Raw genomic sequence first — 15,272 nt, forward strand, 5'->3', positions numbered from 1 at the left:
GATAAGTTCGGGGTCCTCCTGACCTTTGGCAGGAACAGGCCCCATCCCTAACAGACCATTTTCGGTGTGATAAATAAATTCACGGCCTTCCGGTACGAAGGCAGCAACTTTTTCGAAAAGGCGAAGCGGCAGCTGGAAACACTCGGTGTTGAAGTGCGCCTCAACCAGACCATCCGCAATATCGAAGAAGAATGCGTCGAGCTGGAGGGGGAAACCATCGCTGCGGCCAACATTCTCTGGGGTGCAGGAGTGGCAGGCAGCCCCTTGGCAAACACACTCGGGGTAAAACTCGACCGGGCCAATCGCATTGAGGTCAACCCTGATCTCAGTGTGCCAGATTTTCCGGAAGTCTTTGCCATCGGCGACCTCGCCAGTCTCGTTGACCGCAACGGGATACGCGTTCCCGGAGTTTCGCCTGCTGCAATGCAAATGGGGCGACATGCGGCAAGTTTGATCGCTGATGAGCTGAAGACTGGCAACGTGCGTCAGCCCACAGAGCGAACCGCCTTTGCCTACTTTGACAAGGGCATGATGGCGACCATCGGTAGATCCCGTGCTGTCGCTCAGATGGGAAAATTGAAGTTTGATGGGTTTCTGGCCTGGCTGGCCTGGTTGGGCGTGCACCTGATCTTCCTCATCGACTTCCGCAACCGGATCGCCGTGCTGCTGCAGTGGTTCTATTCCTACATCAACTACAAGCGTGGAGCACGCATCATCACAGGCATGGATCGCACCTTCCGCATTCGCAACCTCAAGGGCAACCCCCGCCTGCGGGCCGAACGAGAGTCCCAGCAAAAGGATCCACCTTCGGCAATGCCAGTAGTCTGAGCTGTCGTCGCCACACTGGCGTGAGGACCGAAAAATGAATCCATACGGATGATTGCGGTGGTATCCTTTGATACATCCACAACTACGTGAGGAGGTTCTGTATGAAAATTCAACTGCATTGCCTCGTGACCGCTGTCGGAATGCTGACGCTTCACACCGTTGTCGTAGCCGAGTCAGCGTCTGCCCCGTCCATCGCACCCGAATCACAGCCCAAGCAAAGCCTGACTGTCTTCATCGACGATGACCAGGGGGTGTTTTATCCTGAGACGGAGTGGACTCGGGAAAATCTGCTGCAATCTGCCCTGCATCAGGCAAGCCGCCATGAAAGTTCCATCCAGATCAAGGAGCTGCGCTACAACGAAACCGTACCTGATGCAGCCACTGACACCCTTGCCCTTCGCATCCATTCGTGGAGGCGGAGTCACAGCGGATTCTACGAGTTTCGCGCCTTCGCCCACTACTACGACGGAGCAGGGACTCAACACAGCCTGGGCACCTTGACGGGCACCCAATCGAGTCTGAAGGTGTTCACGCGCTTCGATGAGCGCGATGCCTTTGAAGAAGTCGTCGAGATGGCCTTCCGGCAGGCCTTCCGGAAAATCGAACGCTTCACATCCAACCCAACCTGAGGTCATTCAGGTTTTCCCGCACGCGAAATCACGATTTCCCGTGACGGGCTATATACCCCAACAGCCGCCTTGCCTGCCCTGACACCCGTTGGGCCGGGCATCGCGGCTGACATGTTTTCGAAAAACGACTGGGGAATCCGACCCACGGTTCACCCGACTTCCGCATTCCTTCGACGGCGCTGCCGACTGCCCAGCGGCACTACACCAAGCATTGCAATTTCCACGCAAGCCGCTGAAGATAAAACCCGTTTGCAGGTTCGGTCCGCATCCTGCAGCATGGAAACCACTGCCATCCACTCGACGGTCCCATCATGAATTCCTTCCGGCTGATCTTGCTGCTCCTCTCGCCTTTGCTCTCCATTGCGCCAAGCAAGGCTTCCGCCGAACTCCGGGTTCTGGCTGCCGCCAGCCTCTCCGATGCCTTGCAGGGGGTCGGGGAACACTACACGGAAACCACGGGAGAATCCGTCCGTTTCAGCTTTGGTTCCTCTGGAGCGTTGGCGCGGCAAATCCGCGAAGGAGTTCCCGCCGATGTGTTTGTCTCAGCGGATGCACTGCACATGGATCAGCTGGAGTCCGAAGCACTGCTGCTGGACGGGAGCCGCCGCACGATATTGCGCAACGCGCTTGTACTCATTGTCGATGCACGGCAGGGGCCGACGATTGCCAGTCTGCAGGATCTCACGGGGGCCGCAATTCGACGCCTTGCGGTGGGCGAACCCGCAACTGTGCCGGCCGGCACCTACGCCAAAACCATTTTGGAGCAGGCCGGTCTTTGGGCTGTGCTGGAACCCAAAATCGTTCCGCTTCACAACGTTCGCTCGGTGCTGGCTGCTGTGGAAGCGGGCAACGCTGACGCTGGCTTTGTCTACCGGACCGATGCCCTGATCTCCAGTCGGGTGACCATTGCGGTCTCCATTCCCACCCAAACGGGTCCGGACATTCGCTATCCTGCAGCTGTCTTGCAGCAGTCGACCCAAACGCGAGCAGCACAGGCATTTGTGGACTACCTCATCAGCCCCGATGCGCAACGCATTTTCGAACGCTACGGCTTTCTGCCCGGGCATTGACACATGCACGCGCTATTCGAAATCACGCTTTTTACACTGGGCATTGCCCTGTTGAGCACCCTGCTCATCCTTCCAGGTGGCATCGCTCTGGGTTGGCTGCTCGCACATCGCCAGTGGCCGGGTAAAGTGCTCGTGGAAACCCTCGTCACACTTCCCCTGGTCATTCCTCCCGTGGCGACCGGACTGATCCTGCTGAAGCTCTTCGGACGCAGGGGGCCGATCGGCGCATTTCTGGAGCAGGCCCTGGGGGTGGAAATTGTCTTCACCTGGAAAGCGGTGGTCCTGGCCACTGCCGTGATGGCCTTTCCCCTGATGGTCCGCGCTGCACGCGTTGCCTTTGAGGAGGTCAACCCTCGCCTGATCGAAGCAGCGCGAACACTGGGGGCTGACAGGTTGGATGCGTTTTTGACCGTGACCCTTCCACTAGCAAAACGCGGTCTGCTGGCTGGCACCGTGCTCTCCTTTGCCCGTTCCCTTGGGGAGTTCGGTGCAACCGTGATGCTCGCAGGCATGATCCCCGGTAAAACCATCACGCTCGCACTGGGAATTTATCACGAGGTGCAACTGGGTCGGGACGAGCGCGCTTTGGGTCTGCTGTTGATCTCCACCAGTCTCGCCTTTCTCGCCGTATGGGCGAGCGAACACCTGCTCCGGAGGAGGCATGCATGAACGATACTGACACGATCTCCGGTATCCAGATCCAGCTCGAGTTGGAGTATCCCGGGTTTCGCCTGGATGTGGACATGCAGCTGCCCGGGCGCGGCGTTTCCGCCTTCTTTGGCCCCTCCGGCTGTGGCAAGACCACCTTGCTTCGCATCCTCGCTGGATTGGAGCGCCGTGCGACCGGACGCATAGTTATCGGTGATGACCTGTGGATGGACAGCACGGCAAGGACGTTTGTACCCACCCACCAGCGTAGCATTGGCTATGTGTTTCAAGATGCCCAACTCTTTCCCCATTTGTCCGTTTCTGAAAACCTTGACTACGGACAGCGACGGGCACTGGCACGTGGTCGGAATCTTCCAGTTGACCGCTCCAGCACGATTGAACTGCTGGGCATAGGCGGATTGTTGCAGCGTAACCCGGAAACCCTGTCCGGTGGAGAACGGCAACGCGTTGCCATCGCGCGTGCGTTACTTGCGGGTCCACGTCTGCTGCTGCTTGACGAACCCCTTGCATCTCTGGATCTCGACCGGAAACGGGAGGTTTTACCCTACCTGGAGCGCCTGCACCAAAGCCTGCAGATCCCGGTGCTGCTCGTCAGTCACGCTCTGGAGGAAATCGTACGCATCGCGGATCACTTGAGTCTGATTCGGGATGGCCGGATGGTGGCAAGCGGACCGCTGCTGCAGATTCTCAGCCGCATGGATCTACCGGAGGTTCGCTCCCACGACATGGGAGTGGTTCTGGAAGGGATCGTGACCGGCAACGATGAAGCCTTTGGTCTGGTGGTGGTGAGCGCCCCTGGAGTTCAGCTGGTAGTGCCACACGCCCCGATGCCACTTCACAGCGTGATCCGCCTGCAAATTCTTCCCGGCGATGTCAGTCTCACGCTTGAGCCAACACCGCTAAGTAGTGTGCTCAACCAGATTCCAGCCTGCATTCAGTCCATTGAATCTGCACATGGCAGTGCCCATGTGCAGGTATTGCTCGACGCAGGAGGCTCGCCACTGATCGCGCGCATCACCCGTCGATCCTGTGAACGGCTGTCATTGAAGCCCGGACAAGCACTCTGGGCCCACATCAAAGCAGTCGCAGTCGTGGTATGATAATGTGCAGTAGCGAACTCGCACCTGCCGATTGCACGGCACTCAATACGCTCCGCTGCCCTGTCCTTGTTTACCAGTCTTAAACTCCTCGATGATTGCGATCGCGGCAGAGAGTCCGAGGCGATCTGCACCCGCATCGATCAGGGCAAGCGCATCGGTGAGATTGCGGATGCCGCCAGCAGCCTTCAGTTGGATGTTTTCTCGTCGGTTTGCTTTCCAAAGTGCAATGGTTTCGACTGTAGCTCCAGCACTTCCAAATCCAGTCGAGGTCTTGATAAAATCGACCTCGGCCGCCTCGCAAATGCGCAGAGCATCCAGCTGGAGCGACTCCGACAGGTAGCAAGTCTCAACGATCACCTTGAGTAGCACCCCCATGTCGTGAGCGGTCTGCGACAGCTGCTTCAGCTCTGATTCCACGAAGATCGAATTGCCCGCAATCAGCTCTGCATAGTTGGCAACTACATCGACCTCATCCGCACCATTTTTCGCGGCTTCCCGAATCTCTGCAGCTTTTGCCGCAGTCGAAAATCGGCCAGATGGAAACCCCGCAACCGTGCCCACCTTCACGCCCGTCCCTGCAAGCACGTCGCTGGCGAGCTTGACGCTGGTGGGATACAACATCACCGAATAGGCCTTCACAGCCGTAGCGTCTGCACACAGCTGGCGAATGTCGGAGACCGTAGCGTCCAATCGAAGATTCGTCGCATCAAAATATCGGGCAAGCGATTCAGGTGTCATGCGGGCATTCTACAAATTCGCTGCTTGAATTGAAAAGCCTGGAATCGGATGCCTTGTCGGATTTCCACACTTGACCACCTGCATACCCCCTCAGATGTGCATTGAATGATCCTCAAGGTAAGCTTCAATCGCGGCCATGCGCGGCATCGCCGGAGCCGTTCCCGGCTGGGTAACAGAAAGCCCAGCCACCACAACACCATAGCGAATTGCACGATCCAGATCCTGCCCATACTTCACCCATCCTGCGGAAAATCCCCCCACAAACGCATCGCCTGCGCCTGTGGTATCCACCACTTCGATGTCATCCAGCGGCAAAAACGATGCACAGCGATCCACTGTTGACAGAAAGGCACCCCGAGCGCCCAGCGTGAGAATCACTGTCGGCACCTGCAGCCGTCGGCAAAGCGTGTGTAGTTCGGCACTCGTGAGTTGTTCGAGCGTCGTGTCGTTCAGGGATGCAAACTCTTCAGGATGCAATAATTTCAGCAGCCGCACAAACTCCGTTTCATTGGGGATCAACACATCGACCCACTGCAGAATCGCCAGTGGAAAATCATCGCGCATCGGAGCCGGATTGAGCACCGTACAGGCTCCCATTTCGCGACCACGGCGCATGGCCGTGATGGAGGCCTCAAGGTGAGTCTCCAGTTGGGTCACCACGATCCCTGCTGCATCCGGAAGTCGTTCAGAAACCACAGCCTCTGTCATCGCATCGCTGGCTCCCACGGAAACCACGATTTCATTCTGTCCATCTGCATTTACCAAAATGGCAGCCGCACCGGTTGAGCGCCGGGTATCGTGCAACCAGCGCGCATCCACTCCTTCGGCCTCATGAAATTGAGTTGCCACTTCCGCAAATGCATCGCCACCCACTGCCCCTACAAAAACCACTTCACCTCCCGACCGCCGCGCGGCAATCGCCTGATTCGATCCCTTGCCACCTGGTCCCGTCGCAAAATTGCCGATCACCGTTTCTCCGGGGCTGGGAAACTGGCGGGTGAAAAACGTGAGATCCTGGACGTAGCTTCCAACGACAACGATTGCGCTCTGCATGATGATTGAAGGCTAAGAAAAACAGGGAGCTGGCACAAGCGGGAATCCCGCTTCAAGGAGTGCAAATGCAACGCAAGATTCTTGCCGACTCAGCATTGCATCCGGACCAGGAATTTCTAAGCTGCATTGTGGTCATGCGAATTCGTCATCTCCTTCAATGCTGCGCACCTGTGCTTCTGGGCAATCCGATCCTGCTTTCACTGTGCCATGCGATCACGATTGAGCTGCAGCGGCCTTCCGACCAACCCGAGGCGTTCTTTTTTCAGGCCAACCACTGGTCCCCTTTTTTTACGGAACTCAACGTGCTCGAACTGAGTGGAACCCTAAGCGATGAGCGGGTTTCATTTCTCCTGTTACGCGTCAACGACCAGCTCTTTCCCCTTGGACCTGACGAAGGTCAATTCAACACTCGGATTCAACTTGACCCCGGACCCAACCACATTCAGGTGGAATCCAATCTGCGTCACCTTCAAACGGCTGAGCAGACTGTGTATCGCGTGGAGCCCGCGCGTTTGTTGGAAATCAAAGAACAGGTAATGGGGGGTGCGGCATCATCGGTAAACTGGCAGCACTCCGAAAAAGACCAACCTGAAGTCATGCGCGTGCAACTGCGCTCGCCCATGATTCAAGTGACCGGGATTCGTGGAACCGAACCCGTCGTGGAACTCAAGGTGAAGGACCCCTACAACAATACGCTCCCCGTGGAACTCATCGGGGATCGCGAATTCACCGTCGCCTACACGGCAAGGGAACGAAGCACCTACCTCGATTTCATCTCTTCACTCAACAACCGTGAGCTGCGCCGTGAACGGCTGCAACTCGAACTCGAGGGTCTGATACAGCTGGCGCCTTCCACACCTGAAAACCCGGATGGTTGGAGCCTGTGGAACCCCAAGACCAACACCGCCCGCGTTCAACTTGATACGTTTACCCTTGCCGGTTCGCTCTTCGCCGTCTCCGAGGGGGAAGTGGAAATCGTGATGGGAGTTGATGTCATGAAGGTCCCGGTGGTCAACCACCAGTTCGAGGCACAACTCCCCTTGCGTCACAACCAGCTCAACCGTGGACGGGTGAGGGTTACGCTCAACAACCAGTCTTTTTTTGAATCCTTTCAAATTGAGCAACGGGAACCCGTCGTCAACGTCGGGGGATTGCAGCGTTTCCAGATCGATGGCAGTGTATTGGTTCCTGAAACACCCCTGGAGGTTCGACCAGGCAGCACACTGCGGCTGCCACGCGGAGTATTGCGCCTGTTCGGAAATGCACAGTTTGAGGGAAACCTGCGACTGGTGCTCGAACGCAGTCCAGATGGAACTTCCATCGTGATCAGTGAATCCACCGGTCCCTTTGAAATCCATATTCCGCTCGAACCCGGTGAAGCGGGCTACCATCTGTTGCTCGAAGGGGGTGGTTTTTCGCGTCCCTACTATTCCTTCCATGCAGAGGTGCAGGAAGCCATCAAGGTGGATGCCGTAAACTACCTGCCCTATCGCAGTGGATTGATCGAACTGACACGACCCGAGCTGCTGCTGCGCGGTCGGGTGATGGGTGTACAGCGTGGATTGATGCAGCTGGAGTTAGGTGATGTGGTACAGTCGATTCCCGTGTTGCAGGAGCGTTTTGAAATGGATCAGGCATTACCGGTACCGGAGGGGTGCGATCACTTCAAGCTCAGCCTGCAGGCAGGGGAGCTGACCCTGGAGAAACAGTTTGAAATCCAACTCGCGGGCGAAGATCCAGTTGTTCCGGCAACGACTGTACCTTCGGAAAGCCCAGCCGCCCCCGTATCCGAAGCCGTTGATGGTGCTCCAGAGACTCCGGCGACAGCTGACACCTGACTTGAGGCATGATCCTGCTCAGTCGCACTGCCCACCGCCCAAACTGTCCGGCGGCTGAGTGAGCCAATCCTGCTGCCAAACGCGCTGTCGGGTTGCCGCATCCATGTTTGCTCCCGTGAGGATGACGAGCACCCGCCGGGGTTGCTTTTGACGCATCAACCACTGCCAGGCACCCTCCATGCCCAATGCCGCAGTAGGCTCGATTTGCAGCTTTAATAAATGGGTCAGCCACTGCGTCCAGTAAGCGATTCGTGCTTCCGAACACATGAAAAACTCATCCAGTCGTTGGAGGAACGGGAAGGTGCGCTCCCCCACTGATAGCGTGCGGGCACCGTCTGCAACCGTGTTTGGAGTCTGCTCCAGCGCAATGATGCGTCCCTGTTTTCGGGACTGAAACGCGTCGCTGGCTGCCGCAGGTTCGGCACCCACCACTTGTGCACCCGGGCACAATGCCCGTGTTGTCACGAGTGTGCCTGCAAGCAACCCCCCTCCACCACAGGGAGCCACCACCGCATGCACGGAGTCCAGAACATCGAGAGCTTCGGCTGCTGCCGTTCCCTGCCCCGCCATCACCCACTCATGATTGTAGGGAGGGATCCAGAACACACCATCCGACTCTGCTTCCCTGGCTGCCGTCGCATCCACTGCGGTTCGGGTGGGCAGCAGCACCAGCTCGGCACCGTAGTGGCGCGTGCCCTGTTGCTTCACTTGCGAGGTGGCTTCCGGCATGTAAACAGTGCAAGGCACTCCGTGCTCCCGGCATGCCCATGCCACCGCCTGGGCGTGATTTCCAGAGCTGTTGGCAATCACGCGCTCCGGGAATCTACCAATAAATTCCCGATAACACCGCAAGGCGTTGAGCGCACCCCTCGCCTTAAACGCACCCACTTTCTGCAACCCTTCTGCTTTAAAGAAGATCTCGTGTCCCAGCCATTGATTCAAGGTTTTGGAACTGAGGATGGGAGTCGCGTGCACGTCATCGGCCAGGCGACGACGCGCTGCAAGAATGGCAAAATGATTCAATGTTTCCATGAAAGCATGGTGACAATCGATGCACCTGCTCCATGGAATGAAACTCCATGCTTGATTACAATTGCGATTTTGCGCGCAATGCAGCGACCTCACCCTGCCGCGCATAGTCAGCTGCTTCTCCCAAGATGCGCGCTGCTTCCTGTGGTGAGTGAAATCCCATCGAATTTTCCGCTGCAATGAAATCCAGTCGCCACTGCGCCTTGCGTTGGAAATCAAGGGCTTCCGCAAGGGCTTCCTGCGAAACTCCGGCATCCTTGGCTTCCTGAACGGCGTCGAGCAAATCCATCAGCGCCTCACCTCCGCGCTGCAACAGATCAAAATTTCGCTGCTGTATGGTATCGACTCGCGCGAGAATTTCTTGCTCGGGAACATTGTGACAGGTCTGACAGGCGCGGTTCACGTTGAGCAGGGGGCTGCGCACCCAGTGATCCGATACCTTGGTCGCTCCGTCCCGCATGTAGGGCATGTGGCAATCGGCACAGGAGACTCCGCTTCGCGCGTGAATGCCCGTGCTCCAAAGTTCAAATTCCGGGTGCTGGGCCTTCAGGATCTTGGCACCACTCTCCGCGTGCACATAGTCGTAGAACTGCCGCCCGTCCGAGTATTGGGTTTCATCCCAATGTTGTTCCTGCGCTTCGACGGTCAAGCCTTTGCTCCAAGGGAACTCGAGCGGCATTTCCGTGCCGCAGTAGTACTCCACGTGGCACTGTGCGCAGACAAAGGAACGCATCTCCGAACGTGAGGCAAACACGTTCGCATCGTAGGGTTCCTTGCGGTCTCCTTTGCGCCAGCGTTGGATGGAGGGCATGGCGGGCACTTCTGCTTCGGATTCCGCCAATGCACGAATGCCGTTGATGAATCCGGGACGGGTGACGCGAAGCTCCAGGGTATCCGGATCGTGGCAGTCCACACAGGAAACCGGATGCGCCGCTCCAAGATCATGCAGCATCTTATTAGCTTCCTGATATTTCAACTTGTGCGAGCGCTCAAATCCCAGCATGGCATCCCCATCGCCCAACTCACGATAGAGCGGCATGACCGACGCATGGCAGTGCAGGCAGGATCCACTCTGCGGTTTTTCAATGCGCTCGGTGGTCTCTTGATCGTGCAACATGTAGGCATGGCCGCGCCGATCCCGGTAGTCGATGGAGAACGCATAGCCCAAAAACATGCGTTTGAGCCAGGGATCGCGCTCAATCTTCTGCTCGGGCAGGGCCTCGCTGCCGCCATGGCCTCCAAAGCGGGTGCGCGTACTCTCAGCGGTGAGCAGGTAGGAGTCATACTGGCGCGGCCAGTTCACGCCCCACACGGCGGGATCCACTGTGTCTTCTGTAACCTCGACCAGGCGCACGTAGGGGTTGGCTGCCTCGGCCTTGCGCTCAAAAATGTTGATCAACAAGGCAGTGCTGGAGGCAAGGGCCACCGCGACAAGAAAAAACGCTGCGGTGTAGATCAGGATGGGTTTGGAGTTTGGCGTGTTCATGGTTTTAATTCCTTGGCTGAAGTTTCGATCTGAGGATCCCAGCGGCCCATGCCGACGGCATCTCCATGCCCGACAGATCGGTGGCAGTGCACACAGCTCACGGCATCCTCCGCGTGGGATGCTCCATGCACCATGTCACCGATCAGGGATTCGTGGCAGTCCACGCAGTTCTGTTGAAGGATGCGCGCGTTTTTGGGTTTGATGATGATGGGTTCGGGGTGATCCTGAAAGGTAAAGGCCTTGGAGTGGAAGTATCCGTTTTCCGCCTTGGCGATGTATTTGCCAATGAAATCATGGGGCAGGTGACAGTCCACACAGGTGGCAACCGTGTGGTGCGAGCTTTTGAGCCAGGAATCATACTGTGGATCCATGATGTGGCAGTTCTTGCAGGCCGCCGGGTCCTTGCTGAAATACGAGAGTCCTTCTGCGTATTGAAAGGTGTACGATCCCACTCCGGCCGTTGCGCCGAGCAAGACTACCAAAACAAAACCCGCCAGGGTCAGGGGAATTTTAAAGGAACGGGATGATCGGGGTTGGTTCATGTCAGGAGTTTCAAGTGTGGGGGCTGTCGTTCGGAAGTTCGGAGGTATTCGGGGCCTCAGTTTCTGTCGGTGTTCCCTGGGAAACCGTCTCCGCTTGCCAGAGTAGCGGACCCATTTTCACCAGCCAAATCCCAACAGAGAGGATCAATGCAACAGCAGCAAAGAACAGATTCGCCTCTCTGAGCTGGGTCCATAAATCGGCAGAAATTCGAAGCACTGCAGCAACAGGCAGCAACATTCCAATGGCGACGATCCACAAGTGCCAGCCCGCAGTCTGGTGCACGACTCCACCGTGTCCGCAGGTCACGCGGATGGAAACAATGAACAGGATCAAGGACACACCGCCAACCGCAAGCAGATGGTAGAGTCCCAAACGAAGGGCTGGAGATAGCAACGGAGCCATCGAACCGAGCAACAGGCTGATCATGCCCAGTGTCAGACCCCAGGCCATCGCGCCGTGGCATTCGGGTTCCCGCACCCAAAGCGGAATTTCTTTCACTGCATATGCAATCACGGCAATGGCAGCGATCAGGGAACCCCAGAATTCGTGGCTGGCTTTCAGGAGATACCCGAGCAGACTCACCAGCACAGCCGCGATTGCCCAGCGGGCAGGACGCACCCACCCGACAGGTAGCGTGCGGGATTCCGGAAAGCTGTGTGGGGCAGGTCCTCCCATGATTTTGGGAAAGAAAAATGGGGCAACCCCCAGGATCAAGAGTGTCGGAAAGGCTTCATACATCAATACCCGCGATGTGACATAGGCACCGCTCCACGCTTCACCCATATTCCAGGCAATCACACGCAGGGCCAACGCACACCAAAGGGAAAGCAGTCCCGCTGCGACCAGGATGAATCCCGGCGGTGGACAATCGGTGCGACGGCGCAGGTTCAGGGCAGCGCTCACTGGAATCAGAGTCCACAGTGCCAGCGATATCCCGTCTCCCCAGGCAATCGCATTGGCAAAATAGGCAATCTGAGACCCCAGCCAAAGTAACATGACGATGATGAATTGGGGTGCACTCAGCCCTTTCACCCCGATCAGTCGTGGATAGGCGGTACAAAAGAATCCGATCACCGCACCTCCCACAAATCCAAGCATCAAGGTGCGCGCATGCATCAGTGAAGGATACACCGTCACCCATCCCCAGGAGTGCAGTGGCCATAGGCTCACACTCAGGATCGCGATGAGCATGCCCATCGGAAAGAGGACACGGAAGGGTTCGCTCAGGATCAGTTGTCGCAGGGAGGGATTCATTCGATACAGGGAAACACAGGTCCGTCTTATTCGTGCTGGGTCGCACAACGGCGAAGCGAAGATTCGTCGCGTACCCACCATCGTTTGCCATTCTCCGATATCCAGCCCGATTTCTTGAATTGTTGCAGGGTGCGCGAAAAGGTTTCACTCGTTACACCCAGCTGGGATGCAATGTTCTTCTTTTTCACTTTCAACTCAAACTGCTCGCCCCCCTCCGCAGCGCACTGCTCCAGAATCCAGTCGGCAAGCCGACCATCCGCTTGCTGGAAACGCTGACGCTCGAGTTTACCCACAAGAAACTTCAAATGCAAACTCATCGAGGCGATGATGCGTAGCGAGAGATCTGGAATGCGATGCACAAGCTCGCGCAGTTTTTCACTTTCCACACAGATCACCTGACTCGATTCCACCGCCGAGGCACTGACGGGATACTCCAGCGTGCCCGATAGCGCGATCTCCGCAAACGACTCAAGTTGACGGAAGACGTGCACCACCTGCTCCCGACCATCCGCAAGCACACGGTGTACTTTGATCGCTCCGTTGTGCACGATAAAAAACCCCGCAGCCGGATCGCCCCGGTGGAACAGATATTCGTCCTTCGACAGCGAACGAAGCGAGCATACCTGCGCCAATTCCTGGATATCGGAAGGCTTCAATTCCGAAGCAAACACGCTCTTGCTCAGCGTGTAGGCAATCATGTCCTGTCGGTAGGCTGTGTCCATATGGGATCAAGTGAGCGGCCTGTGCGGTCGCCATATTCTGAGGGCAAAGATAACACAAGCGCACGCAGATTTCCGAGTCCTTTCCGGCGTTCTCTTGATCCAAATCAAGGATTTTAAGGGTTTTTTCTGCTACGCTTTGTCCATGCCACACAACACCCACATTGACGTTCGCCCCATCCTCGCGCAGGGGGGTTGCCCATTTGATACTGTGCTCGAAGCTGGAAAAACAATGCAGGAGGCAGATACCCTGACCCTGCTTGCGCCCTTCAACCCTGTTCCCATTTACGAAGCCCTTGCTGGCATCGGCATCGAATTTGTCTCTGTTCATCGTGATGAAGCGGGCGATTTCACGGTTGATTTCTGCTTCAAACCCCTAAAGGAACGCGCACTCTCGCTCGATCTCGATCTGACCCACCTGGAACCACCTCAACCGATGATGCGCATTGCCGAAGAGGTGGCACAGGCAAAGGGCGGACAAACCCTGCAGTTTCGCACCCGTTTCAAACCCGTTCACATGCTGCATTCACTCGACGCCGACAGCACGCGCCATGCCTGTGAGGAACAGGAGGATGGCACATGGCTCACGCGCATCCTCAAGAGTGAGGTCGTTCGCTGCGAGCATTGATTCCAGTGAAGCCTGTACCTTGCACCGGCCCTGGGTCATTCTGATCCATCATGAATCGCAACGTCACCGATCCGCAACCTCTGCTGTTCTTCTGCTGGCTGTCACTTGGTATGGCAAGTCTGCTGGGGTCGATTCTGATGCTGCTGATGCAGCCGGAGCTGCTCATCGGGCACGCTGCGATGGCACCTCCAGTAGTCGCATGGACGCATCTGGTCATGCTCGGATGGCTGGGATCGCTGTTTTTTGCGGCGGGCTATCAACTCACCCCCGTTGTCACGCTCAACCCGCTCGCCAGCCGATGGATGTCGCGCATTCACTTCGCGCTGCACCTCATCGGCGTACCCGTGATGGTGGTGGCATTCGAAACCGGTCGCTATGCATGGCTCGCGGCGAGTGGAAGTGCGGTCATTCTGGGATTTGTGCTCTTTGCCATAAACGCTTTGCTCAGCGCGGGTCCGAGCTCCCGCTGGAATCACGTCAGCCTCCCCTGGTTTGCAGCGATATTCTGGATGCTGGCAGGTGCGCTGCTCGCCCTCATGGCAGTGTTCATGCGCCTGGGATGGATGGAAAGTGGGAATTTTCAGAATGTGCTGGGTCTGCACATTCACACCATGATCGGGGGCTTCTTTCTGCAACTGCTCATCGCCGCAGCTTCCAAGCTGGTGCCCATGTTCATGCTCAGCCCGGAAAAACCGCAGCACGGTACCTGGATCGCCACTATTCTGCTCAATGGAGTGCTCTTCGGTGCTCATTTTCGCATGGGTGAACATTCCCCTCTCCAACGACAGATGCTCATGATCGGTGCCCTGCTCGCACTGCTCGCCTATGGCGGCCAGCTCATCTACTTTGCTCGCAAAAAGCGTCGGCGTTGGGATGCAGGCATGACACTGTTTTACGCTGCCCACCTGATCCTGCTGCCTGCCTGGTGGTATGGATACCAATTTCACCTTGAAAGCAACGGAGCATCCAACCCGGACTTGCTGCGATACTCCGTATTTCTCACCTCCTTGCTCGTCTTCACGGGCTGCATTCTGGGCATGGCACAAAAGATCGTGCCCTTCATGCTCTGGCACCACCTCTACTCCCAATACCTCGGCAGAGCGAAAGTTCCCCAGACTCTCGAGCTTCTCAGTGCCTGGACGCTCTGGCCCATCGCCTGGTGCTGGGGTGTTGCGTCCCTGATGTTCCTGCTCGCCTTCGCGCTGCACTCCATGCTCCTGATCCAGCTCGGTGCCGCTGCCTTACTCACTGCCTTTGCGCTGATGCTTTGCAATGCCCCGACCATTCGATCCCACTGGCGCTCTCCAAAAATTTCTCCATTTGGAGCTTCCTAAACACAAAGCCTCCACGCGTTCCCACCTTGCACCTATTCCACCATGAAAGTCAGCGAAACCACCCTTTCCAAAGTTGAAACCGCACTCACCCAACTCATCGATCCCGAGGTTGGCATGAACGTGGTCGACCTCGGCCTGCTCTACGAAGTGAGCGAGGATGGCAACCAACTCTTTGTCGACCTCATCCCCACCACTGCTGGCTGCCCGCTGCTCGAAGCCCTCACCGCCGGTGCGCGCGCCCTGCTGACCCCCGCCTTCCCCGAGAGCGACATCCAGATCCGCTGGCGCCTCGACGTCGATTGGACCCCCGACCGCATCCGCCAGGGGTAGTAAGGCTCGAGAATGCCCACACAT

Annotated in this window: 16 protein-coding genes and 1 pseudogene; 9 read left to right on the forward strand and 8 right to left on the reverse strand. The window is 57.1% G+C overall.

What is annotated here, in order from left to right; translation table 11 throughout:
• Positions 1-108: pseudogene (locus ABQ298_14900) on the reverse strand (3-oxoacid CoA-transferase).
• Positions 109-153: 45 nt separating this feature from the next.
• Here ABQ298_14900 and ABQ298_14905 point away from each other — a divergent pair.
• From ABQ298_14905 to modC, 5 genes are all read left to right on the forward strand, one after another.
• Complete coding sequence (locus tag ABQ298_14905; protein ID MEQ9825673.1) at positions 154-828, forward strand: FAD-dependent oxidoreductase; 675 nt, start codon at positions 154-156, stop codon at positions 826-828.
• Between the two features lie 101 nt (positions 829-929).
• Positions 930-1,457 carry a hypothetical protein gene (locus ABQ298_14910; GenBank protein ID MEQ9825674.1) on the forward strand — a complete coding sequence of 176 codons (528 nt, stop codon included), beginning with the start codon at positions 930-932 and terminating at the stop codon, positions 1,455-1,457.
• A gap of 311 nt (positions 1,458-1,768) precedes the next feature.
• Positions 1,769-2,527, forward strand: coding sequence for a molybdate ABC transporter substrate-binding protein (gene modA / locus ABQ298_14915; GenBank protein ID MEQ9825675.1), 759 nt, complete (start codon positions 1,769-1,771; stop codon positions 2,525-2,527).
• Positions 2,528-2,530: 3 nt separating this feature from the next.
• Positions 2,531-3,196, forward strand: a complete 666-nt coding sequence (gene modB, locus ABQ298_14920) for a molybdate ABC transporter permease subunit (protein MEQ9825676.1) — start codon at positions 2,531-2,533, stop codon at positions 3,194-3,196.
• Positions 3,193-4,296 (forward strand): molybdenum ABC transporter ATP-binding protein, encoded by a 1,104-nt coding sequence (gene modC, locus ABQ298_14925; GenBank protein ID MEQ9825677.1) that lies wholly within the window; start codon positions 3,193-3,195, stop codon positions 4,294-4,296. Before modB ends, modC begins: the two co-directional genes overlap by 4 nt.
• 42 nt (positions 4,297-4,338) lie before the next feature.
• On the opposite strand, the gene deoC is transcribed toward modC, so the two are convergent.
• Together deoC and ABQ298_14935 are read right to left on the reverse strand one after the other, a co-directional pair.
• Positions 4,339-5,034: a deoxyribose-phosphate aldolase gene (gene deoC / locus ABQ298_14930; GenBank protein ID MEQ9825678.1), complete on the reverse strand. Its 696-nt coding sequence runs from the start codon at positions 5,032-5,034 to the stop codon at positions 4,339-4,341.
• 90 nt (positions 5,035-5,124) lie between these two features.
• Positions 5,125-6,087, reverse strand: coding sequence for a ribokinase (locus ABQ298_14935; GenBank protein MEQ9825679.1), 963 nt, complete (start codon positions 6,085-6,087; stop codon positions 5,125-5,127).
• Between the two features lie 65 nt (positions 6,088-6,152).
• Between ABQ298_14935 and ABQ298_14940 the strand changes: the two genes are divergently transcribed.
• A complete protein-coding gene (locus ABQ298_14940) occupies positions 6,153-7,925 on the forward strand; it encodes a hypothetical protein (protein MEQ9825680.1) in 1,773 nt (590 codons plus the stop codon).
• 18 nt (positions 7,926-7,943) lie between these two features.
• Here ABQ298_14940 and ABQ298_14945 read toward each other — a convergent pair whose 3' ends face one another.
• From ABQ298_14945 to ABQ298_14965, 5 genes are read right to left on the reverse strand one after another with little or no spacing between them, the layout of a single operon-like run.
• A complete protein-coding gene (locus tag ABQ298_14945) occupies positions 7,944-8,957 on the reverse strand; it encodes a serine/threonine dehydratase (GenBank protein ID MEQ9825681.1) in 1,014 nt (337 codons plus the stop codon).
• Between the two features lie 55 nt (positions 8,958-9,012).
• Complete coding sequence (locus tag ABQ298_14950; protein MEQ9825682.1) at positions 9,013-10,440, reverse strand: ammonia-forming cytochrome c nitrite reductase subunit c552; 1,428 nt, start codon at positions 10,438-10,440, stop codon at positions 9,013-9,015.
• Positions 10,437-10,982, reverse strand: coding sequence for a cytochrome c nitrite reductase small subunit (gene nrfH, locus ABQ298_14955; GenBank protein ID MEQ9825683.1), 546 nt, complete (start codon positions 10,980-10,982; stop codon positions 10,437-10,439). The genes ABQ298_14950 and nrfH overlap by 4 nt, the downstream gene beginning before the upstream one ends.
• A 10-nt stretch (positions 10,983-10,992) precedes the next feature.
• Positions 10,993-12,237, reverse strand: coding sequence for an NnrS family protein (locus ABQ298_14960; GenBank protein MEQ9825684.1), 1,245 nt, complete (start codon positions 12,235-12,237; stop codon positions 10,993-10,995).
• Between the two features lie 26 nt (positions 12,238-12,263).
• Positions 12,264-12,959 carry a Crp/Fnr family transcriptional regulator gene (locus ABQ298_14965; protein MEQ9825685.1) on the reverse strand — a complete coding sequence of 232 codons (696 nt, stop codon included), beginning with the start codon at positions 12,957-12,959 and terminating at the stop codon, positions 12,264-12,266.
• Between the two features lie 142 nt (positions 12,960-13,101).
• On the opposite strand from ABQ298_14965, the gene ABQ298_14970 reads away from it, so the two are divergent.
• From ABQ298_14970 to ABQ298_14980, 3 genes are read left to right on the forward strand one after another with little or no spacing between them, the layout of a single operon-like run.
• On the forward strand, positions 13,102-13,584 hold the full coding sequence (locus tag ABQ298_14970) for a DUF2249 domain-containing protein (protein MEQ9825686.1): 483 nt from the start codon (positions 13,102-13,104) through the stop codon (positions 13,582-13,584).
• Between the two features lie 50 nt (positions 13,585-13,634).
• A complete protein-coding gene (locus tag ABQ298_14975) occupies positions 13,635-14,918 on the forward strand; it encodes a hypothetical protein (protein ID MEQ9825687.1) in 1,284 nt (427 codons plus the stop codon).
• Between the two features lie 42 nt (positions 14,919-14,960).
• Complete coding sequence (locus ABQ298_14980; protein MEQ9825688.1) at positions 14,961-15,248, forward strand: metal-sulfur cluster assembly factor; 288 nt, start codon at positions 14,961-14,963, stop codon at positions 15,246-15,248.
• Positions 15,249-15,272: the final 24 nt, after the last annotated feature.

This window comes from Puniceicoccaceae bacterium (genome assembly GCA_040224245.1).
In the GTDB taxonomy this organism is placed as follows: Bacteria; Verrucomicrobiota; Verrucomicrobiia; order Opitutales; family JAFGAQ01; genus JAKSBQ01.

Coding starts and splice junctions, on each gene's coding strand:
- ABQ298_14910 (MEQ9825674.1), top strand. CDS start 930: ATGAAAATTCAACTGCATTGCCTCGTGACCGCTGTCGGAATGCTGACG.
- modA (MEQ9825675.1), top strand. CDS start 1,769: ATGAATTCCTTCCGGCTGATCTTGCTGCTCCTCTCGCCTTTGCTCTCC.
- modB (MEQ9825676.1), top strand. CDS start 2,531: ATGCACGCGCTATTCGAAATCACGCTTTTTACACTGGGCATTGCCCTG.
- modC (MEQ9825677.1), top strand. CDS start 3,193: ATGAACGATACTGACACGATCTCCGGTATCCAGATCCAGCTCGAGTTG.
- deoC (MEQ9825678.1), bottom strand. CDS start 5,034: ATGACACCTGAATCGCTTGCCCGATATTTTGATGCGACGAATCTTCGA.
- ABQ298_14935 (MEQ9825679.1), bottom strand. CDS start 6,087: ATGCAGAGCGCAATCGTTGTCGTTGGAAGCTACGTCCAGGATCTCACG.
- ABQ298_14940 (MEQ9825680.1), top strand. CDS start 6,153: ATGCAACGCAAGATTCTTGCCGACTCAGCATTGCATCCGGACCAGGAA.
- ABQ298_14945 (MEQ9825681.1), bottom strand. CDS start 8,957: ATGGAAACATTGAATCATTTTGCCATTCTTGCAGCGCGTCGTCGCCTG.
- ABQ298_14950 (MEQ9825682.1), bottom strand. CDS start 10,440: ATGAACACGCCAAACTCCAAACCCATCCTGATCTACACCGCAGCGTTT.
- nrfH (MEQ9825683.1), bottom strand. CDS start 10,982: ATGAACCAACCCCGATCATCCCGTTCCTTTAAAATTCCCCTGACCCTG.
- ABQ298_14960 (MEQ9825684.1), bottom strand. CDS start 12,237: ATGAATCCCTCCCTGCGACAACTGATCCTGAGCGAACCCTTCCGTGTC.
- ABQ298_14965 (MEQ9825685.1), bottom strand. CDS start 12,959: ATGGACACAGCCTACCGACAGGACATGATTGCCTACACGCTGAGCAAG.
- ABQ298_14970 (MEQ9825686.1), top strand. CDS start 13,102: ATGCCACACAACACCCACATTGACGTTCGCCCCATCCTCGCGCAGGGG.
- ABQ298_14975 (MEQ9825687.1), top strand. CDS start 13,635: ATGAATCGCAACGTCACCGATCCGCAACCTCTGCTGTTCTTCTGCTGG.
- ABQ298_14980 (MEQ9825688.1), top strand. CDS start 14,961: ATGAAAGTCAGCGAAACCACCCTTTCCAAAGTTGAAACCGCACTCACC.